The 22,961-nt window shown below is 66.5% G+C and carries 21 protein-coding genes; 12 read left to right on the top strand and 9 right to left on the bottom strand.

All coding sequences use genetic code 11. From position 1 onward, the window contains the following. Nucleotides 1-15: 15 nt before the first annotated feature. Nucleotides 16-915: an Hsp33 family molecular chaperone HslO gene (gene hslO, locus VGU65_RS12135; protein WP_327476052.1), complete on the bottom strand. Its 900-nt coding sequence runs from the start codon at nucleotides 913-915 to the stop codon at nucleotides 16-18. A 119-nt stretch (nucleotides 916-1,034) separates the two neighbouring features. Between hslO and mtgA the strand changes: the two genes are divergently transcribed. From mtgA to VGU65_RS12150, 3 genes are all read left to right on the top strand, one after another. Further along, a complete protein-coding gene (gene mtgA / locus VGU65_RS12140; protein WP_327476054.1) occupies nucleotides 1,035-1,775 on the top strand; it encodes a monofunctional biosynthetic peptidoglycan transglycosylase in 741 nt (246 codons plus the stop codon). A 2-nt stretch (nucleotides 1,776-1,777) separates the two neighbouring features. Next, entirely contained in the window at nucleotides 1,778-2,731 is a 954-nt protein-coding gene (locus VGU65_RS12145; protein WP_327476056.1) for a glycosyltransferase family 2 protein, read from the top strand. 69 nt (nucleotides 2,732-2,800) lie between these two features. Next, a complete protein-coding gene (locus VGU65_RS12150) occupies nucleotides 2,801-3,229 on the top strand; it encodes a CBS domain-containing protein (protein ID WP_327476058.1) in 429 nt (142 codons plus the stop codon). Nucleotides 3,230-3,287: 58 nt separating this feature from the next. Here VGU65_RS12150 and VGU65_RS12155 read toward each other — a convergent pair whose 3' ends face one another. Further along, nucleotides 3,288-4,556 (bottom strand): NTP/NDP exchange transporter, encoded by a 1,269-nt coding sequence (locus tag VGU65_RS12155; RefSeq protein WP_327476060.1) that lies wholly within the window; start codon nucleotides 4,554-4,556, stop codon nucleotides 3,288-3,290. 202 nt (nucleotides 4,557-4,758) lie between these two features. Here VGU65_RS12155 and VGU65_RS12160 point away from each other — a divergent pair, with 202 nt between their 5' ends. Then, a complete protein-coding gene (locus VGU65_RS12160) occupies nucleotides 4,759-6,045 on the top strand; it encodes a serine hydrolase domain-containing protein (protein ID WP_327476062.1) in 1,287 nt (428 codons plus the stop codon). 68 nt (nucleotides 6,046-6,113) lie between these two features. Here VGU65_RS12160 and VGU65_RS12165 read toward each other — a convergent pair whose 3' ends face one another. The 6 genes from VGU65_RS12165 to VGU65_RS12190 all read right to left on the bottom strand — a co-directional run bounded on the left by VGU65_RS12165 (nucleotide 6,114) and on the right by VGU65_RS12190 (nucleotide 12,144). Further along, entirely contained in the window at nucleotides 6,114-7,121 is a 1,008-nt protein-coding gene (locus VGU65_RS12165; RefSeq protein ID WP_327476064.1) for an energy transducer TonB, read from the bottom strand. 268 nt (nucleotides 7,122-7,389) lie between these two features. Next, nucleotides 7,390-7,926: a met regulon transcriptional regulator MetJ gene (metJ, locus tag VGU65_RS15600; protein WP_327478162.1), complete on the bottom strand. Its 537-nt coding sequence runs from the start codon at nucleotides 7,924-7,926 to the stop codon at nucleotides 7,390-7,392. Between the two features lie 489 nt (nucleotides 7,927-8,415). Continuing rightward, nucleotides 8,416-8,811 (bottom strand): glycine cleavage system protein GcvH, encoded by a 396-nt coding sequence (gcvH, locus tag VGU65_RS12175; protein ID WP_327476066.1) that lies wholly within the window; start codon nucleotides 8,809-8,811, stop codon nucleotides 8,416-8,418. An 85-nt stretch (nucleotides 8,812-8,896) separates the two neighbouring features. Then, nucleotides 8,897-9,997 carry a glycine cleavage system aminomethyltransferase GcvT gene (gcvT, locus tag VGU65_RS12180; protein ID WP_327476068.1) on the bottom strand — a complete coding sequence of 367 codons (1,101 nt, stop codon included), beginning with the start codon at nucleotides 9,995-9,997 and terminating at the stop codon, nucleotides 8,897-8,899. Between the two features lie 102 nt (nucleotides 9,998-10,099). Then, nucleotides 10,100-10,729 carry an alpha-ketoglutarate-dependent dioxygenase AlkB family protein gene (locus VGU65_RS12185; RefSeq protein WP_327476070.1) on the bottom strand — a complete coding sequence of 210 codons (630 nt, stop codon included), beginning with the start codon at nucleotides 10,727-10,729 and terminating at the stop codon, nucleotides 10,100-10,102. A 20-nt stretch (nucleotides 10,730-10,749) separates the two neighbouring features. Then, complete coding sequence (locus VGU65_RS12190; protein ID WP_327476072.1) at nucleotides 10,750-12,144, bottom strand: amidase; 1,395 nt, start codon at nucleotides 12,142-12,144, stop codon at nucleotides 10,750-10,752. Between the two features lie 149 nt (nucleotides 12,145-12,293). On the opposite strand from VGU65_RS12190, the gene VGU65_RS12195 reads away from it, so the two are divergent. The 5 genes from VGU65_RS12195 to VGU65_RS12215 all read left to right on the top strand — a co-directional run bounded on the left by VGU65_RS12195 (nucleotide 12,294) and on the right by VGU65_RS12215 (nucleotide 18,792). After that, nucleotides 12,294-13,895 carry an electron transfer flavoprotein-ubiquinone oxidoreductase gene (locus VGU65_RS12195; protein ID WP_327476073.1) on the top strand — a complete coding sequence of 534 codons (1,602 nt, stop codon included), beginning with the start codon at nucleotides 12,294-12,296 and terminating at the stop codon, nucleotides 13,893-13,895. A gap of 72 nt (nucleotides 13,896-13,967) precedes the next feature. After that, nucleotides 13,968-15,998: a glycosyltransferase gene (locus tag VGU65_RS12200; protein ID WP_327476074.1), complete on the top strand. Its 2,031-nt coding sequence runs from the start codon at nucleotides 13,968-13,970 to the stop codon at nucleotides 15,996-15,998. A gap of 209 nt (nucleotides 15,999-16,207) precedes the next feature. Beyond that, entirely contained in the window at nucleotides 16,208-16,954 is a 747-nt protein-coding gene (locus VGU65_RS12205; protein WP_327476076.1) for an electron transfer flavoprotein subunit beta/FixA family protein, read from the top strand. Nucleotides 16,955-16,981: 27 nt separating this feature from the next. Further along, nucleotides 16,982-17,923: an electron transfer flavoprotein subunit alpha/FixB family protein gene (locus VGU65_RS12210; RefSeq protein WP_327476078.1), complete on the top strand. Its 942-nt coding sequence runs from the start codon at nucleotides 16,982-16,984 to the stop codon at nucleotides 17,921-17,923. Nucleotides 17,924-18,036: 113 nt separating this feature from the next. Further along, the gene (locus VGU65_RS12215) at nucleotides 18,037-18,792 is read left to right on the top strand and encodes a sulfotransferase family protein (protein ID WP_327476080.1); all 756 of its coding nucleotides are present in this window, start codon (nucleotides 18,037-18,039) and stop codon (nucleotides 18,790-18,792) included. On the opposite strand, the gene VGU65_RS12220 is transcribed toward VGU65_RS12215, so the two are convergent. Continuing rightward, the gene (locus VGU65_RS12220) at nucleotides 18,728-20,113 is read right to left on the bottom strand and encodes a sulfotransferase family protein (RefSeq protein WP_327476082.1); all 1,386 of its coding nucleotides are present in this window, start codon (nucleotides 20,111-20,113) and stop codon (nucleotides 18,728-18,730) included. The two genes, VGU65_RS12215 and VGU65_RS12220, sit on opposite strands and share 65 nt — an antisense overlap. A gap of 319 nt (nucleotides 20,114-20,432) precedes the next feature. Here VGU65_RS12220 and VGU65_RS12225 point away from each other — a divergent pair, with 319 nt between their 5' ends. The 3 genes from VGU65_RS12225 (at nucleotide 20,433) to VGU65_RS12235 (ending at nucleotide 22,945) form a co-directional block, all read left to right on the top strand. Continuing rightward, nucleotides 20,433-20,846, top strand: coding sequence for a hypothetical protein (locus VGU65_RS12225; RefSeq protein ID WP_327476084.1), 414 nt, complete (start codon nucleotides 20,433-20,435; stop codon nucleotides 20,844-20,846). Between the two features lie 333 nt (nucleotides 20,847-21,179). After that, nucleotides 21,180-21,932, top strand: a complete 753-nt coding sequence (locus tag VGU65_RS12230) for an NAD-dependent epimerase/dehydratase family protein (protein ID WP_327476086.1) — start codon at nucleotides 21,180-21,182, stop codon at nucleotides 21,930-21,932. After that, the gene (locus tag VGU65_RS12235; protein WP_327476088.1) at nucleotides 21,929-22,945 is read left to right on the top strand and encodes a glycosyltransferase family 2 protein; all 1,017 of its coding nucleotides are present in this window, start codon (nucleotides 21,929-21,931) and stop codon (nucleotides 22,943-22,945) included. Before VGU65_RS12230 ends, VGU65_RS12235 begins: the two co-directional genes overlap by 4 nt. The last annotated feature ends 16 nt before the right edge of the window (nucleotides 22,946-22,961 follow it).

A 22,961-nucleotide genomic window follows, 5' to 3' on the forward strand; every position in this document is an offset into this window, starting at 1 on the left:
CGCCGGCGATGCGCGCTACTGCGCCGTGGTCGAGGTATCGGCGCTGATCCCGCCGCTCAACAGGTGTTCGGCATCGATGCGGTCGAAGGTGTAGCGCTGCGCGCAGAACTCGCAGATCACCTCTATCTCGCCATCACGGGCCGCCAGGGCGGCTTCCACTTCCTCGCGACCGATCGAGCGCAGCATGGACTCGACGCGCTCGCGTGAGCAGCTGCAGCCGAACACGAGTGGACGCGGCTCGAACAACCGCACGGTTTCCTCGTGGTAGAGCCGGTACAGCAGTTGCTCGGGCGCGGTGCCGAGCATCTCTTCGCGACCGAGCGTGCCGGTCAGGTGCAGCACGCGGCCCCAGGCGTCCTCGTCCTCCACCACGCCGTGGCCGCCTTCGCCGGGCAGCTTCTGCAGCATCAGGCCGACCGCGTGTTCGCCGTCGGTGGCCAGCAGCAGCCGTGCCGGCAACTGCTCGGAGAGGCGGAAGTAGTTTTCAAGCGCACCGGCAAGTTCCGGCTGGCTCAGTTCCACCAGCCCCTGGTAGCGCTGGCCGCGTTCGGCGTGGCCGATGGTGATCGCCATCACCGCGCCGGGCAGCGCCGAGAGATCCAGTGGCTCCGGCAGCGGGTCGCTCCAGCGCGCCAGGCCGCGCAGGCGGCCCTGGTCGCTGCATTCGGTGAACAGCAGGCGCAGTGCGCCGCTGCTCTTGAGTTCGATCGACAGCGCACCCTCCAACTTGATGTTGCCGGTGAGCAGCGCGCTGGCCGCCAGGCTCTGGCCGAGCAGGTCGCGCAACGGCGGCGGATAGTCGGCACGGGCAGCCACCTCGCGCCAGGCAGCGCCCAGCCGCACCAGCACGCCGCGCACACCGGCGCGTTCCAGCACGAAGCGATGCAGCACGTCCTCGACAAGCACGGTTTCCACGAAGCCCTTACCTCTGCGCAGGGAAACCACCCAGATGGGGGCGCGGCGGCCAGGGACAATGGCCGCAGGCGCCCCGCTTATACTCACGAAGCCACCGCCACCCGAGGCCGCTCCCGACGATGCCCGCACCGCGCACCGCCCTCCGCCGCCTGCTGCGCATCGCCGCGATCGTACTGGTCTCCTGGTTGGCCCTGTCATGGCTGATGGTGCTGGTTCTGCGCTTCGTTCCGCCGTGGACCTCGGCCGTGATGATGGAGCGGCGGCTGGGTGCGCTGGTGCACCGCGAGCGGGACTTCCACCTGCGCCAGCACTGGGTGCCGTGGTCACAGGTGTCGCCCTACGTGCCGCTGGCGATGGTCGCCGGCGAGGACCAGAAATTTCCGTTCCACCACGGTTTCGACCTCGACTCGATCCAGAATGCGTTGGACGAGGCAGATGAAGGCCGCCGCCTGCGCGGCGCCAGCACGATCAGCCAGCAGACGGCCAAGAACCTGTTCCTGTGGAACGGCCGCAGCTTCGTGCGCAAGGGGCTGGAAACGTACTTCACCGTGCTGCTCGAGCTGACCTGGCCCAAGCGGCGCATCCTGGAGGTCTACATGAACATCGCCGAATTGGGCGATGGCATCTACGGCGTGGGCGCGGCCAGCGAAGCGTACTTCCACCTGCCGCCCGCGCGGCTGGGCCCCGCCCAGGCCGCGCGCCTGGCCGCGGTGCTGCCGAGCCCGCGCCGCCTGCATGCCGACCAGCCCAGCGCCTACGTGCAGCGCCGCACCCAGTGGATCGAGCGGCAGATGCAGCAGCTCGGCGGCCCCGGCTACCTCGACGCCACCCATCCCCCGCGCCCGCGGCGAGGACACTGACCATGAGCGAACTCACCATCGTCGTCCCCGCGTTCAACGAAGCGGCCGTTCTCGATGTCTTCCACGAGCGCCTGGCCCGCGTGCTCGACGCACTACCCTTGGACAGCGCCGTACTCTACGTCGACGACGGCAGCACCGACGGCACCTGGGCGCTGATTGAACGATTGCTCGCCAGTGACGGCCGCGCGCGGGCCCTGAAGCTGTCGCGCAACTTCGGCAAGGAGGCCGCGCTCACCGCCGGGCTCGACCACGTGACCGAAGGCGCAGCGGTGGCGATCGACGCCGACCTGCAGGACCCGCCGGAATTGATTCCCGAACTGGTGGCGCAATGGCGCGCCGGCTTCGACGTGGTCTACGCCACCCGCAGCGCACGCGCCGGCGAGACCCGGCTCAAGCGTCTCACCGCGGCCGGCTTCTATCGCGCGATGGAACGCTTCTCCGACACTCCGCTGCCGCGCGATACCGGCGACTTCCGCCTGCTCTCCCGCCGTGCGCTCGACGCACTGGCGCGCCTGCGCGAGCGCCAGCGCTTCATGAAGGGCCTGTTCGCCTGGATCGGCTACCGCCAGACTGCCGTGCGCTACCAGCGCGAGCCGCGCCAGGCGGGCCGCAGCAAGTGGAATTACTGGCGGCTGACCCAGCTTGCGATCGAGGGAATCACTTCCTTTTCCACGGCACCGTTGCGGCTGGCTACCTGGGTCGGGCTGGGCTCATCGATGCTGGCCTTCGTGTACGGCGTGTGGGTGCTGGCCAAGGCGCTGATCTGGGGCGACCCGGTACGCGGTTATCCGACCCTTATGCTGGTGATCCTGTTCCTCGGCGGGGTGCAGTTGCTGGCGCTGGGCGTGATCGGCGAATACCTGGGCCGCAGCTATGCCGAGAGCAAGCAGCGCCCGCTGTATTTCGTGGAAGAGGAGCGGCTGGCCAGCTGCATGGATCGGCCACCGGCCCCTTGACACCACGCCGACGCCGCGGCGCTAGACTCGTCCCACGCGGCCGGCCGCGGCCGGGTGAGGAGCCAAGGCATGCGTCAGGTAAGGCATCTGCTCGAGGGCAAAGGCAGCGACGTCTACGCGATCGCACCGGACGCACCGGTACTGGAGGCGATCCGGCAGATGGCCGAACGCCGCGTCGGCGCCCTGGTGGTGATGGAGGGCGACCGGCTGGCCGGGATCGTGTCCGAGCGCGACTACGCGCGCAAGGTCATCCTGCAGGGCCGCTCTTCGGCACAGACCGCAGTGTCCGACATCATGAGCGCCGCCCCGCTCACCGTCTCGCCGGAAACCGATGTGTTCGATTGCATGCGCCTGTGCACCGACCGCCGCGTGCGGCATCTGCCCGTCATCGAGCACCAGCGGGTCGTCGGGGTGATCTCGATCGGCGACCTGGTCAAGGCCGTGATCGACGTGCAGGCCGAGCAGATCGAGCAACTGCAGCGCTACATCACCAGCTGAGCGCTACATCACCCTGGGAGTGACGCATTGCCTTTCCCTGTTCGGGAAGGTGCAGCCGCTAATCCTTCGCCAGGTCCGGCGCGCGCCCGGCCAGCCGCGCCACCCACGCCGACGCCGTCGCCACGCCCACGCCGATCAGCCCCAGTCCGCCCACGCCCACACCGGCCCAGGCCAGCAGGCTCACGCCGCTGGTGACCAGCACGTCACCAAAGCGCCACACCGCCGTCTCGACGAAGTTCTTGCCCTTGTAGCGCGTCTCGCGCGGCACTCGGGTGTACAGCGTATCGACCGCCGGCTTGGTCATGCCGTAGGCGAAACCGCGCGTGGCCACGAGCACCAGCGCGAGCATCGGCACGAGAGCGCCCAGGATGCGCAAGTCGCCGGTGCCGAAAACGGCCACCAGCATGAGCAGGCCCACATTGACCAGCGCCGGCAGCACCAGCCCCCAGCCGGCGCCGAAGCGGACCAGCACCCAGCGGGTGAGGCTCAGCTGGAGCACGACGCCGAGCAGGTTGGTGACCAGGTCCAGGTCGTTGTAGAAAGCGGTGCGGGCGACACGATCGACGAAATGCGCCTTGGCGTAGTCGGCCATCAAGGCGTACGCCAGCGTGCCGATGCCATCGCCCAACAGCATCAGCACGGCCATGTAGCGCAGGAACGGCCGCGACCACAGCTCGCGCACGCCGGCCCAGAGCGATCCCCCGATCGGCTGCGCGGCGTGCCCCTCGCCGGCCTGCTCGTCGCGCGCGGACAGGCTCAGCAGCAGCAACAGCGCCAGCGCCAGCGTCGCTGCCGATACCGCCAGCAGCGGCGCCACGCCGAGCGCGTACACCAGGTACCGGGTCAGCAGCGGACCGAATAGCGCGCCACCCATGCCGCCCAGCGCGATCAGCGGGAACACCCTGCGCGCCTGGCGGCTCTCGAAGATGTCCGCCATGAAGCTCCAGAACAGCGACACCACGAACAGGTTGAACACGCTGACCCACACGTAGAACACCACGCCGAGGATGCGCGCGCCGATCCGATCCTGCGCGACGAAGGCCGGCACGAAGGCCAGCAGGCAGGCGATGAAGAAGCTGTAGCTCCAGGCCAGCAGGCGGCGACGGGAAAAACGCGCCACCAGCCAGCCGAACACCGGCGTCAGCAGCATCATCACGGCGAAGGTCACCGCATAGAACAGCGGCAGCGACTGCGAACCGACCGCGCCACCCAATTGGTCGCGCACCGGCCGGATCATGTAATAGCCAGCCATCACGAAGAAGAAGGCCAGCGTGGCGAGGGTCAACCCGGTGCGTTCGTCGGCGCGGGCGTTGTGGCGCAGGCTCACGGGGAGTCCAGCCTCGAGTGGGGCGCAAAGCCTAGCATGGGCACGGCCACCGGCCGCACCCTCGCAGCCGGCGTGCGAGCCTTGGGCCGTCGACGGCCATCGCGTTGTGGACCCGGCTCCACTGCACCACAATCGAGCGCATCGTGCCGTCCCGGCCGAGCCCTCCTTCCATCAGCACGGCATTGCGCCGGATCTTCCAGGCATGCAGCTTCGTACGCTTCCCCTGCTGATCGCCGGCCTGCTCGGCGCAGCAACCACCCCCGCATCGGCGCGCGTCCCGGCGGCCACTCCGGCTCCCGCCGACACGGCCACGCAGACCCTGCCGCCGGAACGAGTCAAAGCCACGCTCGAGTCCTACCGCCAGTGGCTCAACGCACTCGATCGGCGCGATGCTGTCGCCGGGCTGGCTACCGCGATCGTGGTCAACGACAAGGTGGTGTTCGAAGGCACCATCGGCTATGCCGACGCGGCGGACAAGGAGCCGGTGAAGCCCGATACCGTGTTCCGCCTCGCCTCGCTGTCCAAGGCCTTTGCCACCGGGCTCACCGCCGTGCTGGTGCAGGACGGCAAGCTGGCCTGGGATACGCGGCTGGTCAACGTGCTGCCGTTCTTCAAGCTCAAGAACGTGCCCGACACCCAGCAGGCCACCGTCGCCGACATCCTCGGCCAGCGCCTGGGCCTGCCGCGCAACACCTACGACAACATGCTCGAGGACGACGTCCCGTACGAGGAGCTGGTGCGCAAGCTCGACGAGGTCGACATGACCTGCGGCGTAGGCAAGTGCTACGGCTACCAGAACGTCGCCTTCAGCCTGATTGGCGACGTGGTCTACGCGATGACCGGCACCTTCTTCTACAAGCTGGTCGACCAGCGCATCTTCCTGCCGCTGGGCATGGCCACCGCCAGCTACGGCCGGGCCGGACTCGAATCGAGCAAGAGCTGGGCGCGCCCGCATCGGCGCACGCGGCGCGGCTGGGTGCCGTTCGAACCGAAGGAAAACTACTACCGCGTCGCGCCGGCCGCGGGCGTCAACGCCAGCCTGCGCGACATGGAGCAATGGTTGATCGCGCAGATGGGCGGCCGCCCGGACGTGCTCTCGCCGGCGGCGCTGAGCGTGCTGCACACGCCCGGCGTCCCTACCCCGGTGGAGCTGCACTCCTCGCCCTGGCGCAGTGGCCGGCTCAGCGCCGCGCACTACGCGCTGGGCTGGCGGGTATTCACCTACGGCGGCGAGACGCTGATCTATCACGCCGGCGCGGTGGAGGGTTACCGCACGATGATCGGCTTCTTCCCCAAGTACCACGCCGGCGTGGTGACGCTGTGGAACGCGGGCGTGCCCACGCCCTCGGGGCTGATGCCGATGGTGTTCGACAGCCTGCTAGGCCTGCCCGCGGTCGACTGGGCGGGCGTCGAGAAGGACCCGCCGGCCGCCAGTGCGCCGGCCGAGCCGAGCAGAAATCGCGCGCCCCGGCATCGACGGCATCGTTGAGCCATCCGGCGGGCATGAAAAAGGCGGCGCCGGAAAGCGCCGCCTTTTCTTCGTCATCGTCGATCGCGTTACTGGTTGAGCTTGAACACGATGCGCTGCTGGCGGTTGGCTTCCACCGGCACGCCGTTGCGCGTGGCCGGCTTGAACTTCCAGCGCTCCACCGCGTCCACCGCCTCGCGGTCGAACAAGTGGCGCGGCTGCGCATCCAGCACCTTGACGCCGTTGACGTTGCCGTCGGTGTCGATGTTGTAGCTGACGACCACCCAGCCTTCCAGGTTGGCGCGGCGCGCCTGGGTCGGGTAGCGCGGCTGCACCGTGCGGATCAGCACCGGCTCGGTGGCGGCCGCGGCCTCGGAGGCAGGCTTGGCCTCGGCGGCGGCGACCTGTTGCTGGGCGGCCGGCGCCTGCGCGGTGGGCTTCTGCGGTTCGGCCTGCTGCGCGACCTTCTGCTCCGACGCGAGCTTCTCGGCCGCCGCCTTGTCCGCCGCGGCCTTTTCGGCAGCGAGCTGCTGCTGCCGCTGCTGGTCGAGCGCCTGCTGCTGTTCCTTGTCCAGCAGCTTGCGCTGGGCATCGAGCTTGGACCGCAGGATGGTCACCGTGTAGTTGGCCGGGTCGGCCTTGGCCAGCAGGTCGATCTGACGCTGCGCCTCGTTGACATCGCGTCCGTTGATCGCCTGCTCGGCGCCGCTGGCGGCGAAGGGGAACGTCTCGCGCAGCGCATCGGTCGCCACTGGATTGCCCGGCTGCTTCTCCAGCGCCTTGAGGTAGAACTCGAACGCGTTGTTGCCGGCCGGGGCGAGCACGCGATGGTCGTTCATCGCCTTGCGCGCTTCGGCCAGCAGCTGGTTCACGTCCATCGCCTCGACGTTGGCCGGCGGAGGCACGGAAATCTTGTCGGTGGAAACCGGCGTGGACGGGTGGCCGCCGGCGTCCTGCATCATCAGCTCCTGGTGCGGCTGGATGATCAGGAACCAGCTGGCGACCGCCAACAGGACGATGATGGCGACAACGGCCAGCAAGGTGGGCCGGACGGCCCCGCGCGCATGCGCGCGCATAGAACTGGAACGGGTATCCATGGGACGTTCACCGATTGGCATGAGATACCCGCGCTTTTTTCCCCCTGTAGGAGCGGCCGTCCCCCTGGACGTGCGCGGCGCGAGTACGCACAACTTACCCCCAATGCGGCTTTGCGGCAAATCGGGAACCGCGGTGAATCCGGCCTTTTGGCCTCCCAAAAACGAAGCGTCCCAGCCGGGGCCGGGACGAATCGCTCTTCGAAGTACCCTCCCTGCGCTGGGCACCGCAGGGAGAGAAAGTCGATACCGCTCGTTGGTTTTCTAGTGCTTACTTCTTGGTGACCTTGGCGGCCGTGGTGGCCTTGACCACCTTGGCCGGTGCAGCCTTCTTCGGGGCCGCCTTCTTGGCGGCAACCTTCTTCACAGCAACCTTCTTGACGGCAGCCTTCTTGGCGGCGGCCGGCTTCTTGGCGGCAGCCTTCTTCGGGGCGGCCTTCTTGGCGACGGCCTTCTTGGCGGCCGGCTTCTTGGCAACCGGCTTCTTCGCGGCGGCCTTCTTCACAGCGGTCTTCTTGGCGGGCGCCTTCTTGGCGGCCGGTTTCTTTGCAGCGGTTTTCTTGGCAGTGGCCATGGTTCGTCTCAGCTCCTCATCAGTTGGCAGTGGTTGCCCAGTAAAAGCGTGCAGGAACGCCTCCACCAGCAGGTCGCTGTTGGTGGCGTGCCGAAGATTGTTGACCTGACGGCGAGTGCGCTCGTCAGAAAGCAGACGCAGGACATGCAACGGAATCGACACGGTGATCTTGCGCACCGCGCCTGCCTTTTCGCCGTGACCGACATAAGGCGTGATGAATTTCGATGCAGCCATATGTACCTGTTCCCCTCAATCTAGGCGAAAGCTATTCCCGAAGATTTCAACTGTCAATTGATTTCGACCGGAAAATGCATCCGGTCCAAACCCCTCCGACGACCCCGCAAAGCGCCGCGCGGCAACGCATGACGGATTAATCAAGCATTTTTATTTGGACGTATGGATGTCCATTCAAAAATACTTCCCGCCAGGCCTGACGCACCTCAAACCTTTGCCACACAAGGCTTTGCGGCGGATTGCATATTTCATCCGCAAGAGATCCGCGCACACCATGATCGTGCACGCGCGGCATCGAAAAGCAGTGCGCGGGACCCCGCGCCCGAATGAACGGTAGTCGACCAGGGAGGCATCGGGCGGCAACCACCGATCGCCTCCCGACCCACGACCTCACCCTTCCGGGCGGTCGTCCAAGACGGGAGGCACGGGCCGCACCGACCCCTGGGATCGGCTCGTGCGCCACCGATGGCGACGCACGATGCCGGACCGTCAGTGGTCCTCGTTCTCGATCTGTTCGGCGTAGGCGTCGGCGTCGAGCAGGTCGTCCAGCTCGGCCTTGTCGCTGATGCGCACGGCGAAGATCCAGCCGTCGCCGAAGGCATCCTCGTTGATGGTCTCGGGCTTGTCGTTGAGCAGCTCGTTGACCTCGACGATCTCGCCGGAGACCGGCGAATAGATGTCCGAAGCGGCCTTCACCGATTCGACCACCGCCACGCCGGTGCCGGCCTGCACGCTCGCGCCGATCTCGGGCAGCTCGACGTAGACCAGATCGCCGAGCTGGCCCTGCGCGTGGTCGGAGATGCCCACGCGCACCACGCCGTTGTCTTCGATGCGGGCCCATTCGTGGGACTTGAGGAACTTCAGATCGCCGGGAATCTCGCTCATGGTCGGGTCCAGTCGTTCGTTCGAGGGAAGAGAGCGGCGATTCTAGCCGCTACGATGAATGCTCAGTAGAAAGAGGTGCAGGCCGTCAGATGCCTTCGCAGGGTTTGCCGTCGCGCACGAACGGGTACTTCACCACGCGCACCGGCACCTCGCGGCCGCGGATGTCCACGCGCACCTGGCCCGGATCGCCGGCAGGGATGCGGGCGAACGCCACCGCCTTGTCCAGCGTGGGGGCGAAGCTGCCCGAGAGGATCTCGCCTTCGCCATTGGCGGTGAGCACCTTCTGGCCGTGACGAAGCACGCCCTTCTCGTCCAGCACCAGGCCGACCATCACGCGCGGCACGCCGGCGGCCTTCTGCGCCTCCAGCGCCTTGCGGCCGATGAAGTCGCGGCCCTCGTCCAGCGCGATGGTCCAGCCCAGGTTGGCCTCCCACGGCGAAACGCTCTCGTCCATGTCCTGGCCGTAGAGATTCATGCCGGCCTCCAGGCGCAGCGTGTCGCGCGCGCCCAGGCCAGCCGGCTTCACACCCGCGCCGGCAAGCGCCTGCCACAGGGCCACCGCGTGCTCGGCCGGCACGATGATCTCGAAGCCGTCCTCGCCCGTGTAGCCGGTGCGCGCGATGAACAGCCCCATGCCGTGAGGACCCTGCGCCGCGGCGGCGGCGAAGCGGCCGAGCTTCTCGATGCGCGGGCGATCGACTTCGTGCAGCAGGCCGATCACCTTGGCGCGCGCGCTGGGGCCCTGCACCGCGATCATGGCGAAGTCGGGACGCTCCTTCACCTCCACGCCGTAGGCCTGCGCCTGCTGCCCGATCCAGGCCAGGTCCTTGGCGCGCGTGGCGGCGTTGACCACCAGGCGGAAATGCGCCTCGTCGAAGAAGTAAACGATCAGGTCGTCGATCACTCCGCCCCGCTCGTTCAACATGCACGAGTACAGCGCCTTGCCCTGCGCCTTGAGCTTGTCGACGTTGTTGGCCAGCAGGTGGCGCAGGAATTCGCGCGTGCGCGGGCCGTGCAGGTCGACCACCGTCATGTGCGAGACGTCGAACATGCCGGCATCGCGGCGCACCGCGTGATGTTCCTCGATCTGCGAGCCGTAGTTGATCGGCATGTCCCAGCCGCCGAAATCGACCATGCGCGCGCCCGATGCGCGATGGGTGTCGTTGAGTACGGTCTTCTCGGTCATCGCACGGGCACCTTGGGGAAAGCCGCGATTATCGCCGGCACCCCGTTGCAAGCCAAGCCGCGCACCGCGCTGCGTCGACTTGCGGACGCGCCTCGACGGCAACTAGCCGATCCGTCGGAACGTGAGGTTGATGCGCGGCGCGGCGATCCGCAGCGCGCGCGGCAGCGCATGCTGGTACAGGCGCTGGGTGGCGCCGGCCATGCGCAGCAGGCTGCCGTGTGCCAGGCGCAGCTCCAGCGCGGCGCGTGCTGCCGCCTGCCCCCGTGCGGGCTTGCGGCGGAACACGAAGCGCCGCTCGGCGCCCAGGCTGAGCGAGGCGATGACTGGCTCCCGCCCAAGTTCCGGCTCGTCGTCGCTGTGCCAGCCCATCGCATCGCGGCCGTCGCGGTAGAGATTGGCCAGCACGCTGTTGAAGCTTGCGCCGCAGGCCTCATCGATGCGCGTGCGCAGCGCCGCCAGCGCCGCAGGCCAGGGTCGGGGTTCGAAGCGCGTGCGCGAATACACGTAGCTCGCGCCAGGGTCGCCGATCCAACAGCTGAGCCTGGGCGAACTGACGTCGCGGCCACGGATCCGGATCACGTGCGTCTCCCATGGGACTTGCACATACAGGCTCTCGAACAGCGCATCGGCCTCGGCCGGAGCCAGCCATGCCGGCCAGTACGCCAGTTCGGCGCCCGGCAGATCCAGCGGTTGCAGGCCGGCGGAAGCAGCGAACAGATCGCCGATCGACATCGCTTCCGCCCGGACCTGCGTCAGGCGATCGCCGGATAGGGCGGGTCCGCGTCCAGCGACGAGGCACAGACCGCCGCCAGTTCCAGCAGACGCAGATCCGAACCGCGCGCCCCGACGAACTGCAGGCCGATCGGTCGGCCGTCGCTAAGCACGCCCATCGGCATGCTCACCGCGGGACAGCCTGCAAGGCTGGCGAAGCTGGTCAGATCCGCCGCGGAATCGGGCGCCGGCCCGTCCAGCGCAAACGCACCCTGCGGCGTGGTCGGCAAGACCAATACGTCGATCTGCGCAAACAGCCGTCGCATCTTGAGCGTGGCGGCGTCCAGCACGCGGTCGGCCACGGCGTAGTCCGCGGCGCTCTTGCGCGCGGCGTACTCGAGCATCCCGCGCAACCGGGGCGAAACCGGATGCGTGGTGTCGGCCAGGTCGGCGGCGAAGGTGCCGAGCATCTCCGCTTCCATCAGCAGCAGGCCGGCGCGGCGCGAGCGGGCGAAATTCCAATCGGCGAAATCCACCGTGCGCCGTTCGCCCAGCTCACGCGGCAACCTGGCCAGCGCCGCCTCGAACACTTCGATCACCTCCGCGTCCACACCCACCGCCGCCAGGTCCGGCAACAGGCCCGCACGCAGGTTGCCGGGCTCCCAGTCCGGCGGGGAGAAGGCGACACGGCGACGGCGCGAGCGAGGGTCGTCGGCGTCGTAGCCGGCCAGCACCTGCAACAGCACGGTGAGGTCGTTGGCACTGCGCGCCAGCAAGCCGACCGCATCGAGCCGGCGTGCCGCCGGCAACTTGCCGCGTGTGGAGATCTCCCCGTGCGTGGGCTTGATCGCGTACACGCCGCAGTAGCTCGCCGGAATGCGGATCGAGCCGAGGCTGTCCGAGCCCACCGCGGCCGCCGCAAGCCCGGCGGCAACCGCCGCTGCCGCGCCGCCGGAGGAGCCTCCAGCGCTGTAGCCGTGCTTGTAAGGATTGTGCGTAGGCCCGTAGTGCGGGTTGTCGGTGGCGGCGCCCAGCGCGGCTTCGTCCATGTTGGTCTTGCCCACCAGCACCGCGCCGGAGGCGCGCAGGCGCGACACCACGTGGGCATCGTCCTGCACCGGCTTCTCGCGCCCGGGCAGGCCGGCGCGGGTGGGCCAGCCGGCCATGTCGAAATTGTCCTTCAATGCGATCGGGATGCCGTCCAGTCGCCCGAGCACGCCATCGCGGCGGCGATGGGTCGCGGTGCGCGCCTGTTCCTGCAGCAGGCCCGGCCGCAGATCGACGTAGGCATTGAGTTCGGGATTGATCCGCTCGATCGCACCCTGGTAAGCGTCCGCCAGCGCCTGGGGTTGCACGCGTCCGACCGCCAGCCAGTGCAGCAACTGGCACACGCTGGCGCGGCGCAGGTCAATGTCGGCGATCGCGGTCGAATTCATGCCTCGTCCTGTTGTATCGGATATCCCGATTATCGCCATGGCCAGCAAAGCGATTGCAAGCGCTCGCGAGTGAAGAGTCCGGTTTGCCGCCAGGCGCGCGAAACCGGACAATGCCGGTCTTACCTTGGTACGCAGGCACGGAGTCCGCCATGAGCGAACGCGAGACGATGGAATACGACGTGGTCGTGGTCGGCGCCGGCCCCGCCGGGCTGTCGTTCGCGATCCGCCTGAAGCAGCTTTCGCCCCAGACCACCGTCTGCGTGATCGAGAAGGCATCCACCGTCGGCGCGCAGATCCTTTCCGGCGCGGTGATCGAACCGGGTCCACTCGATGCCCTGCTGCCCGGCTGGCGCGACAACCCGCCGCCGGTCTGCGTGCCCGCCGGCGAGGACGAGTTCTGGCTGCTGACCAGGACCGGCGGCCGCAAGCTCCCGGTGCCGCCGGGCATGCGCAACCACGGCAACTTCATCGTCTCGCTCGGCGCCATGTGCGCCTGGCTGGCGCCGCAGGCCGAGGCGCTGGGCGTGGACGTGTTCCCCGGTTTCGCCGCTGCCGACAACATCTATGACGAGGACGGCTCGGTCGCTGGCGTGCGCATCGGCGACATGGGCGTGGCCAAGGACGGCACGCACAAGCCGGGCTACACCCAGGGCATCGACATCAAGGCCAAGGTCACCGTGCTCGCCGAGGGCGCGCGCGGCAGCCTGACCAAGCAGCTGATCAAGCGCTTCGACCTGGCGAAGGACTCCGACCCGCAGGGCTACTCGATCGGCATCAAGGAGCTGTGGCACGTGCCCGCCGGCCGCGTCACCCCCGGCAAGATCGTGCACAGCATCGGCTGGCCGGCCGACAACCATACTTACGGCGGCAGCTTCCTCTACCACCTGGATGGCGACCGCATCGCGCTGGGCTACGTCAGCGGCCTGGACTACCGCGACCCGGACTACAAGCCGTGGGAAGCCTTCCAGCAATGGAAGAACCATCCGCACGTCAAGCCGCTGCTCGAGGGCGGCAGCATCCTCTCGGCCGGCGCGCGCGCCATCGTCACCGGCGGCTGGCAATCGCTGCCGAAGGTGGAGATGCCCGGCGCCCTCCTGATCGGCGACACCGCGGGCCTCCTTAACGTGCCCAAGATCAAGGGCACCCACCAGGCGATCCGCAGCGGCATGCTCGCCGCCGAACACCTGGCCGCCAACCGCCTGAAGCCCGCCGGCTTCGATGCCGCACTGCGCGCCTCGCCGGCGATGGAGGAACTGAAGCAGGTGCGCAACATCAAGCCCGGCTTCAAGAAGGGCCTGTGGTTCGGCATGGCCAACGCCGCCTGGGAGACGCTCACCCGCGGCGCCTCGCCATGGACGCTGAAGAACAAGGCCGACTGGTGCTCGCTCGACAAGCTCGGCGAACACGAGGAACCCAGGCGCGACTACGTCACGCGGGAACTGCCCCCGCGCGACCGCCTGGCCGGCGTCTACTTCGCCGCCACCGAACACGACGAGGACCAGCCGATCCACCTGCACGTGGCCGACACCAATATCTGCATCGAGCGCTGCAGCGTCGAATACGGCAACCCCTGCACGCGCTTCTGCCCGGCCAGCGTCTACGAGATCGTCGAGGACGACGCGGGCAAGCGCCTGCAGATCAACGCCGCCAACTGCGTGCACTGCAAGACCTGCGACATCAAGGACCCCTACGAGATCATCACCTGGGTCACGCCCGAGGGCGGGTCGGGGCCGAATTACCAGAACCTCTGATCGGTCGAGGGCCATCCCCTGATCGGCAATCTGCAATGGCGCCTCAAACGCCTGGGCTACCAGCTGCAGCGCATGCGCGGCAGCATCGCGCTGCGCGGCTGGCGCGGGACGCTGGCGCGCGTGCGCCAGGAGTTGGAGACGCGCCCCGCCGTTGCCGAGGACCTGGCGCTGCTGCCGCTGGATGAACCCTTCGCGCCCTTCGCGCTGCCGCAGACAGCGGCGCCGCCGCGGGTTTCCATCGTCATCCCGATCCACGGCAAGCTCGCCTACACGCTGGCCTGTTTGCGCTCCCTGGCCCGGCACGGGGCGAAGGCGGCGTTCGAGGTCATCGTGGTCGACGACGCCTCGCCGGACGAGAGCGCCTCGGCCCTGGCGCAAGTGGAGGGCCTGCGCTTGCTGCGCAACCCGCACAACCTGGGCTTCGTCGACAGCTGCAATGCCGGCGCGGCCGCGGCCCAGGGCGAGTACCTGTTGTTCCTCAACAACGACACGCAGGTCACCGCCGGCTGGCTCGATGCGCTGCTGGACTGTTTCTCCGAACGTCCCGATTGCGGCATCGCCGGTGCGCGCCTGGTCTATCCGGACGGCCGCCTGCAGGAAGCCGGCGGGCTGGTGTTCGCCGACGGCAGCTGCTGGAACACCGGGCGCTTCGAGCCGCGCGACGCGCCGGCCTACCAGTACCGCCGCCGCACCGACTACGTGACCGGCGCCTGCCTGCTGATCCGCCGTGAGGTGTTCGACCGCGCCGGTGGCTTCGACACGCGCTATCGCCCGGCCTACTACGAGGACACCGACCTTGCCTTTGCGGTAAGGCAACTGGGCCTGGAGGTGTATTACGAGCCGGCCAGCACGGTGATCCACTGCGAGGGCATCACCGCGGGGACCGACATCGGTGCCGGCGTCAAACGCCACCAGGCGCAGAACCAGATCCGGTTCGCCCGCAAATGGGCCGACCGGCTGGCCCAGCAACCCCCACCGGGCACACCGCTGGAAAGAGCTGTCCGCTGGCGCGCGCGCGGCCGTGTGCTGGTGGTGGACGCCACCCTGCCCGATCCGGCGCGCGATTCGGGTTCCCTGCGCCTGTGCGGCATCCTGCGGTTGCTCGACCAGCAGGGGTGGAGCACGTGCTTCTTTCCCGACGACCGGCGCGTGGACGCCGACGCCGTTCGCAGGCTGGGCGCGCTCGGCTGCGAAGTGCTGGGGGGAGACGGCGTTCCCGACCTGCCGCGCTGGCTGCGCGACCATGGCGCCGGGCTGCATGCCGTGATCCTGTGCCGCCATACGGTGGCCGGCCAGTACGCCCCGCAGGTTCGCCGCCATGCGCCGCAGGCGCGGCTGGTGTTCGATACCGTGGACCTGCACTTCCTGCGCGAGCAGCGCGCGGCGGAGGTCGCCGACAACCCGGCGCTGGCACGGCAGGCGAGCGCATCGCGCCGCAGCGAGCTGGAGCTGATCGAGCGCAGCGACGCCACCCTGGTGGTCAGCCCGCACGAACAGAGCCTGCTCATGGCGATGTTGCCGCAGGCACGCGTGGAGCTGCTTTCCAACATCCACGAGGTGCATGGCTGCCGCCGTCCGCATGCCGCGCGCAAGGACCTTGTCTTCATCGGCGGCTTCGGCCATCCGCCCAATGCGGACGCGCTGCGCTGGATCCGGGCCGATCTGCTGCCGCGACTGCGCGAGGCGATGCCGGAGCTACGGCTGCACGTGCTTGGCGACCTGCCCGAGGCAGCCCGCCGGGAACTGGCCACGCCGGGCCTCGAACTGCACGGTCGGGTGCCCGATCTCGCGCCATGGCTGGATGGCTGCCTCGCGTCGCTGGCACCGCTGCGCTTCGGCGCAGGCGTCAAAGGCAAGATCAACATGGCCATGAGCCATGGCTTGCCCGTCATCGCCACCACCATCGCGGTGGAAGGCATGCAACTGGTCGACGGCATGGATGTGCTGGTGGCCGACGACGCGCCGGCCTTCGTCGCCGCGGTGCAGCGCCTGCGCATGGACGAACCCCTCTGGCAGCGCCTGTCCCGGCACGGGATGGAAAACGTCCGCCAGCACTTTTCCGCCGCGGCCGCCGCGGCCACGCTTGAACGCGTGCTGGGCTGAGCCTCGCCATATCGCCATCCGCGCTTGCGGATGTAGCCGGTGCTACCAAAGACCGACACCTTCATGCGGCCCGTCCATTACAAGCGTTAGCCATTCCAACTAATGGCGAATTGCCGTACGCCGACGCATGGGTGACGTGCTCGGGTTAGAATTTCGGCTTCCCGTCCCTTCCCCTGCCGCCTCCGCAGCGGCAAATTCAAGGAACCGCGATGAAGATTCTGGTCGGCTACAAGCGCGTCGTGGACTACAACGTCCGCATCCAGGTCAAGCCCGACGGCACCGGCGTAGTGACCGAGGGCGTCAAGCTCTCCGCCAACCCCTTCGACGACATCGCGCTGGAAGAAGCCCTGCGCCTGCGCGAGAAAGGCGTAGCCGAGGAAGTGGTGATCGTGGGCATCGGCCCGGCCGACCTCACCGCGCACCTGCGCAACGGCCTGGCCATGGGCGCCAACCGCGCCATCCACGTGACCACCACCGAGACTGTGCAGCCGCTCACCGCCGCGCGCGCGTTCCTCAAGCTGGTGGAAAAGGAGCAGCCGGGCCTGGTGATCCTCGGCAAGCAGGCGATCGACGACGACGCCAACCAGACTGGCCAGATGCTCGCCGCGCTGTGGGATCGCCCGCAGGCGACCTTCGCCAGCAAGGTCGAGATCGCCGACGGGAAGGCAACGGTGACCCGCGAGGTCGACGCCGGCCTGGAAACCATCGAGGCCGACCTGCCAGCCGTGATCACCACAGATCTTCGCCTCAACGAGCCGCGCTTCATAAAGCTGCCGGACATCATGAAGGCCAAGTCCAAGCCGATCGACGTGATCGAGTTCGGCTCGCTCGGCGTCGAAGGCGGCGACCACTTGAAGACCATCCACTACGCCGCGCCGCCCAAGCGCAGCAAGGGCGTGATGGTCAAGGACGCAGCCGAGCTGGTCGCCACCCTTAAGCAGAAGGGCCTGCTGTAAGCGGCCGCCGGGAACTGGAGAGAAGACATGAGCAAGATCCTCGTCATCGCCGAACACCTGGGCGGCAAGCTCAACCCTTCCACTGCGCGTGCGGTGAGCGCCGCCGCGGCCCTCAAACCCGAAGCCATCGACGTGCTGGTGCTGGCCGACACCTGCGACGCGATGGCCGCCGAGGCCGCAAAGATCGAAGGCGTGAGCCGCGTGCTCACCGCCAGCCGCGCCGAGAATGCCCACGCGCTGGCAGCCGTGCTGGCGCCACAGGTGGCCAAGGCTGCCGCCGGGTACAGCCACGTATTCGTTCCCTCCACGACCTTCGGCAAGGATCTCGCCCCGCGCGTGGCCGCTCTGCTAGGCGTGGCGCAGGTCAGCGACGTAATGTCCGTCGAGGGCAGCCACACCTTCAAGCGTCCGATCTACGCCGGCAACGCCATCGTCACCGTGGAAGCCGACCCCGCGCAGACCGTAGTCGCCACCATCCGCACGGCGTCCTGGCCGGCGGCCGCAAGCGGTGCAAACAGCGCCCCAGTCGAAACGCTGAACCTTGACGTCGCGCTCCCCTCCTACACCCGCTTCGTCGAATTGAAGCAGGGCAAGAGCGACCGCCCGGACCTGCAGAGCGCCAGCAAGGTCGTCTCGGGCGGCCGCGGCGTCGGCTCGAAGGAGAACTTCGAGATCATCTACAAGTTCGCCGACAAGATCGGCGCCGCCGTGGGCGCCTCACGCGCCGCGGTGGATGCCGGCTACGTACCCAACGAGATGCAGGTCGGGCAGACCGGCAAGATCATCGCGCCCGAGCTGTACATGGCGATCGGCATCTCCGGCGCCATCCAGCACCTCACCGGCATCAAGGATGCCGGCACCATCGTGGCGATCAACAAGGATGCCGAAGCGCCGATTTTCGAGGTGGCGGACATTGGGTTGGTGGGTGATCTGTTCAAACTGATCCCTGAGCTGGAGCAGGCACTTTGACCCCAGCCAACCGGGTGCACTGGCGTACGGTCTCGCCATGAACGAGGCGTTGCGTCGTCGATCCTGGCTGATGCGAACCCAAATTTGATCAGATTGCGCCCGACCCTTTTGCGATGAGCGACAACTACGTCCTGATCCACTACCACATCTTCAAGAATGCCGGCAGCAGCGTGGACGCAAGCTTGCGGCACTCCTTCGGAGGCCGCTGGGGAACGTTCGAAGGGCCGCATGCCCATGCCATCCAGTCAAGCGAGCAGTTGTCCGCGTTCATGGCGGCCAACAAGCATCTGGTTGCCATATCCAGCCACCTCGCACGCCCCCCGCTTCCGCATTCCCATTGCCTGCCCGTGGTGTTTCTGCGGCATCCCCTGCTGCGCGCCTGGTCCGTCTATCAATATACGCGTGCCAACAGTTCGCAGCCCTATTCCGCGGTGGCCCAGAACCTGACGTTCTCTGACTACATCCGGTGGGCGCTTAAGAAAGAGCCAGGCAGCATTGTCATTCGCGACTACCAAGTAGTGCATCTTTCGGATGCGTCATGGCGCGGAGGCGACATCCTCAAGACAGAGGCCACCCAAGCCGACTTGGAGCAGGCATGCCAGCTGCTGTCGTACTGGGGCGTAGTGGGCATCGTCGAGGAGTTCGACCGGTCGGTCACGGCGTTCCAAGCAAGGTACGGAGAATATTTGCCGGATCTCGAATTTCTTCCCAGGTGGGACAACGCCACCTCGCGTGAGGTCGTCCCTTTGGCCGAACGCGTGGACCAACTGAGGCAAATGCTGGGCGATTGCCTGCACGATGACTTCATGGAGGCCAATCGCCTCGATTCGCACCTGTACGCCCACGGGCGGTCGTTACTGCACGCGTGAGCTTGTCCATCGCCCGATGGAAAAGGCGTCGAAGCACGGCGCGGCGTGGTGTGGGCGCGCAGATGTAAGGGCCGGCAACCTCGCCGGTTTCCGGGCTGCGCAGCACCAGCTCAAGCCGACACGCCCGGCCGGTCAAACCGGGCGGCACCAGCGCCGTCACCCATTCGCCCCGACTGCTCACCGAGGTCTCCAGCGGCACTCCACCCAATTCGATCACGGTGTCCCACCAGGCGTTGCTGGTTTCGACCCACAGCGCGTTCATGCCATTCGATTGGACGTTGAACGGTCTGCCGGCGACGATGTCCCGCGGCCCCCAGCTCCGCACCTTCAAGGGCGCCTCCAGCAATTTCAACCGCACCTTGGTGCTGCGCAACTGGGAAAAGAGCTGATCGTTCACATCCGAACGCAGGCCGCGCTGGTACTCGCGCAACCGGCGTTTCAGCTCGCGGAATGCTGCAAGCCTGCCTGTCGACAGGTGCTGCCCCCGCAGGAGCCGGTTGTAGAGCTCGAAGGCTTCACGGACCCATCCGTCCGATGCGTCGATATTCGCCGCGATGCTGTCATCGCCGACATCAGCGCAGCGGGAGCTGTTGATCCTCTCCCGCAGCGGCAGCAGGCACTTGGGATGGAACTCCTCGCCCGCAAACTCGAGGCAGCGCCGCAGGGTTGCCTCCGGATCTGCGACGATATCCTCATAGCGGATTCGTAGGATACGGCCAGGGCCCAGCGCCTCTTCGGCAAGTGCGCACGACCGAACCATCCTGGACCAGATGCGATAAGCCTCCTCCTCCGGGTAATCACTGGCGCCCGCAGCCGAGAAATGCATCAGCGAGCTGGCGACCTGTCGCGGATTGCGCAGGATATGGATGAACTTCGCCTCGGGATACATGCGCCACAGGGACAACACGTAATGCGCGTTTTCAGGCGTGCCGTCGATCCAGCGCCGTTTTGGATCTGCCTCGGAAACCTTCAGCGCGATGTTTTCGGTGTGCTGATCGCGGAACTTGCCGGATCTGGCGTGACGCACGATGCGCGACCGAGACGACGCGATGAGATCATCGCACGCACGACCGAAGTGCACACGCAACTCACGCCGGGTGAGTTGCGCCATGCCGATGACGGACCGATGCCCTTGTCGCGCCCCCACCTCGTAGAGGTAATCCAGGTCGACGGCCAGCTTATAGACGAAGTGCGTCTCTTCAAGCGGAAAGATGTTCGGATGCTGCCCCAACGCCCAGGTCATGACGCTGGTGGCGGATCGGTACGAGCCAATGATGAAGATGGGGCAAGGTGTCTTGGTGCAGCGTGGCTCCGGCGGCATGGCGAACTCGTTTGGTCAATACGCGTCCGGCGTAAACGTCGATCGCCTGTCGTGGTGTACACGAGGCCGATCGCTTCAGTCGCTGATCGCTCCTACCCGGGCGCCGTGACAAATCCCATCTGCGTGTACCGCGCAAACCCATTGATGCAAAGGTCAAGTGAAGCTTGGGTTACGATGAAATTCGGGCGGCCAAACACGGTGCGGATCGTGACCAGATCAGTCCCAAAACCTCATGGCCTGACACGGTCATTTCAGGGAACACGCCGCCAAGCTGCTATATTCAACGGCTTCGAGCTGTCAAGAATTCAGGAGATTGTCCATGAAAATCAGTCGGATCGTTATGCTGACGGCGGCCGTGCTGGTCCTTGCGGCTTGCCAGCAAGAGTCTGCGCCGCCGGCATCGGCGCAAGCAGGCAGTGGGACTTCAACCCAGCAGACCGTTGTAGCCAAGTCGGACCCGTCAATTTCGGTTGATCCGGGAACCATGAAGAGCTGCGACAGTGTCGTTGCAACAGTGCATTGGGACGCCAGCAAAGCGGGGGCCAATACCAGCAGCACGGAGATATGGGTTGGACCGACCGATACGGACGCTAAGCTTTTCTCGGCTGGCGGCAAAGCCGGTGAAACCGAGACCGGCCCGTGGACGCAGCCTGGTACCCACTTCGTACTCAAGGACAAGCAGGACGGAAAAGTGCTTGGCGAAGCGGTCGTCGGCGGCCCCTCCTGCCGCTGATCTGCCAGAGACCGATACGAGCGCAATTCATGTTAGGCGAACGCTGACCTTCCGACCTGTACGGACCTGTGGCCAGGCAAGTTTTGCCGGCCTCATCAGAAGGTTAAGGCAACGATCTCTATAGCCCACCACTGCGGACTATCCGGTTGGCAGATTTCGGAACCGAGGATTTGCTGTGATGAATCCCATCACATGCCGCCACCAGCATCGCTAACCCTGGACTGGCCTGGCTAAAAGCCGACAGGCCATACCTGAGAAGCCACACGTTTTTTTATTTCACCCGGATTGATCCACCGTGACAAACATAGGCACCATCACACTGGCTTGGCATTCATGATCGTCGGCAACGGACTACTGGCGAAAGCCTTCGGGCCGCATTTCGGCGATGACGCCGAAATCATCATATTCGCCTCGGGTGTTTCCAACTCTCTCGAGACACGTCGTGGAGAGTTTGCGCGTGAAGAGGCATTGCTGCGCAAGCTGGTGGATGGCGATGTAAAGCGATTCGTCTACTTCAGCAGTTGCGGCACCACTGCACCTGTTTCGGAACATACCGACTACATGCGGCACAAGCGAGCGATGGAGTCGCTGGTGCTTGCCGCACCGCACGGCCTGGTGCTGCGTCTGCCGCAAGTGGTGGGCCATACGGGTAATTCGCATACCCTGACCAATTTCCTCAGGAACCATATCGTCTCCGGCGAGCATTTCACCGTCTGGGCACGCGCCGAGCGCAACCTCATCGACATCGACGACATCGTCAGGTTCGGTTCCTGGCTGGCTACGGAGCTGCCCCCAGAGGCAACTGCCGTTTCCATCTCTGCCATCCACTCACTGTCCATGCCCCGCATCGTCGAGATATTCGAACGCGTGCTGGGGCGCTCTGCCAACTGCTCGTACGTCGACAAAGGCACCCCTCTTAGCATCGACACCCGCATGGTCGAAAGCCTTGCTCCACAGCTTGGCATCGATCTCGGTGAGGGCTACATCGAGCGTGTGATCGCCAAGTACTACGCCGTCGACCGATCCAAAAACACCGATGATCCACCGCCCCCCAAGGCAAGCCGTGCATGGACGGACGCATCATGAACGACAACTCCACCAGCACAGTGATCACCGAATCGGCCCTGGACGTCTCCATCGTGGTACCCGTGTACGGTGGCAGTGCCGCCTTGCCCGAGCTGTGCCATCGCCTGGACGCAACGCTGCAGGCGGCCGGCCTCGATTACGAGGTGATCCTTGTCGACGATCGTGGCCAGACTGAAGCTTGGGGGGTGATCCGTGCGCTCGCCGCAAAACATGCGCGGGTGCGCGGCTTGCGCCTCGGTCGCAATTTCGGCCAGCATGCTGCCACCATCTGCGGCATCGCCCAGGCGCGCGGCGAGTGGATCGTTACGATGGACGACGATCTCGAACATCCGCCCGAGTCGATCCCTGCCCTGCTCGCGGCCGGTGACGATGATCATCCGCTGGTCTACGGCGTATTCCAGAAGCGCACCCATGCCGCCTACCGCAACCTGAGCTCGGAGCTGATGCGGCGCCTGCTCAAGCGCGCCTTCCCCGACCTCAACGAGGACTACTGCTCTTTCCGCGCCATCCACGCGCCGCTGGCCAAGCAACTCGACCGTTTCGGCCTCAATCGCCCCTACATCGACGGCATGCTGTCCTGGTTGACCTCGTCGACGCGCAGCGTCAAGGTGCCCCACGAACAACGGCAGCATGGCGAAAGCACCTACACCATGCGCAAGCTTATCTCGCATGCGGCCAACATCTTCGTCACCTTCTCGTACATGCCGTTGCGCATCGCCACATTCGGCGGCGCCGGGTTGGCGGTTCTCAGTTTTTTGTATCTGCTCTACGTGATCTACGGCAGGTTGAGCGGGAGCATCACCGACCCTGGCTATGCCTCGCTAATGTCCGTCATTCTGTTCGCTTGCGGCATTCAGCTGCTGATCCTCGGCGTGGTCGGCGAATACGTTGGCCGGCTGATGGGCGCGACGTTCCGGCGCCCGGTGTATATCATTGATTGCGAAACCCGGAGCCAGAAAACGACACCCCTTGGGTCCATCGTTTCCGATACTCCATCCAAAATCATCCGCTGAAGTGCACTACCGCTCC

Origin of the sequence: Frateuria sp. (assembly GCF_035943815.1) — a bacterium.
Lineage (GTDB): Bacteria > Pseudomonadota > Gammaproteobacteria > Xanthomonadales > Rhodanobacteraceae > Frateuria_A.

Excerpts from the sequence above, each read along its gene's own strand:
- VGU65_RS12185 (WP_327476070.1), bottom strand. The coding sequence starts at position 10,729 with ATGTCGATCGGCGATCTGTTCGCTGCTTCCGCCGGCCTGCAACCGCTG.
- VGU65_RS12205 (WP_327476076.1), top strand. The coding sequence starts at position 16,208 with ATGAAGATTCTGGTCGGCTACAAGCGCGTCGTGGACTACAACGTCCGC.
- VGU65_RS12220 (WP_327476082.1), bottom strand. The coding sequence starts at position 20,113 with ATGCCGCCGGAGCCACGCTGCACCAAGACACCTTGCCCCATCTTCATC.
- VGU65_RS12235 (WP_327476088.1), top strand. The coding sequence starts at position 21,929 with ATGAACGACAACTCCACCAGCACAGTGATCACCGAATCGGCCCTGGAC.
- VGU65_RS12200 (WP_327476074.1), top strand. The coding sequence starts at position 13,968 with ATGCGCGGCAGCATCGCGCTGCGCGGCTGGCGCGGGACGCTGGCGCGC.
- VGU65_RS12165 (WP_327476064.1), bottom strand. The coding sequence starts at position 7,121 with ATGGATACCCGTTCCAGTTCTATGCGCGCGCATGCGCGCGGGGCCGTC.
- VGU65_RS12145 (WP_327476056.1), top strand. The coding sequence starts at position 1,778 with ATGAGCGAACTCACCATCGTCGTCCCCGCGTTCAACGAAGCGGCCGTT.
- VGU65_RS12150 (WP_327476058.1), top strand. The coding sequence starts at position 2,801 with ATGCGTCAGGTAAGGCATCTGCTCGAGGGCAAAGGCAGCGACGTCTAC.
- VGU65_RS12210 (WP_327476078.1), top strand. The coding sequence starts at position 16,982 with ATGAGCAAGATCCTCGTCATCGCCGAACACCTGGGCGGCAAGCTCAAC.
- mtgA (WP_327476054.1), top strand. The coding sequence starts at position 1,035 with ATGCCCGCACCGCGCACCGCCCTCCGCCGCCTGCTGCGCATCGCCGCG.
- VGU65_RS12160 (WP_327476062.1), top strand. The coding sequence starts at position 4,759 with ATGCAGCTTCGTACGCTTCCCCTGCTGATCGCCGGCCTGCTCGGCGCA.
- metJ (WP_327478162.1), bottom strand. The coding sequence starts at position 7,926 with ATGGCTGCATCGAAATTCATCACGCCTTATGTCGGTCACGGCGAAAAG.
- gcvT (WP_327476068.1), bottom strand. The coding sequence starts at position 9,997 with ATGACCGAGAAGACCGTACTCAACGACACCCATCGCGCATCGGGCGCG.
- VGU65_RS12225 (WP_327476084.1), top strand. The coding sequence starts at position 20,433 with ATGAAAATCAGTCGGATCGTTATGCTGACGGCGGCCGTGCTGGTCCTT.
- VGU65_RS12195 (WP_327476073.1), top strand. The coding sequence starts at position 12,294 with ATGAGCGAACGCGAGACGATGGAATACGACGTGGTCGTGGTCGGCGCC.
- VGU65_RS12230 (WP_327476086.1), top strand. The coding sequence starts at position 21,180 with ATGATCGTCGGCAACGGACTACTGGCGAAAGCCTTCGGGCCGCATTTC.
- VGU65_RS12190 (WP_327476072.1), bottom strand. The coding sequence starts at position 12,144 with ATGAATTCGACCGCGATCGCCGACATTGACCTGCGCCGCGCCAGCGTG.
- VGU65_RS12215 (WP_327476080.1), top strand. The coding sequence starts at position 18,037 with ATGAGCGACAACTACGTCCTGATCCACTACCACATCTTCAAGAATGCC.
- gcvH (WP_327476066.1), bottom strand. The coding sequence starts at position 8,811 with ATGAGCGAGATTCCCGGCGATCTGAAGTTCCTCAAGTCCCACGAATGG.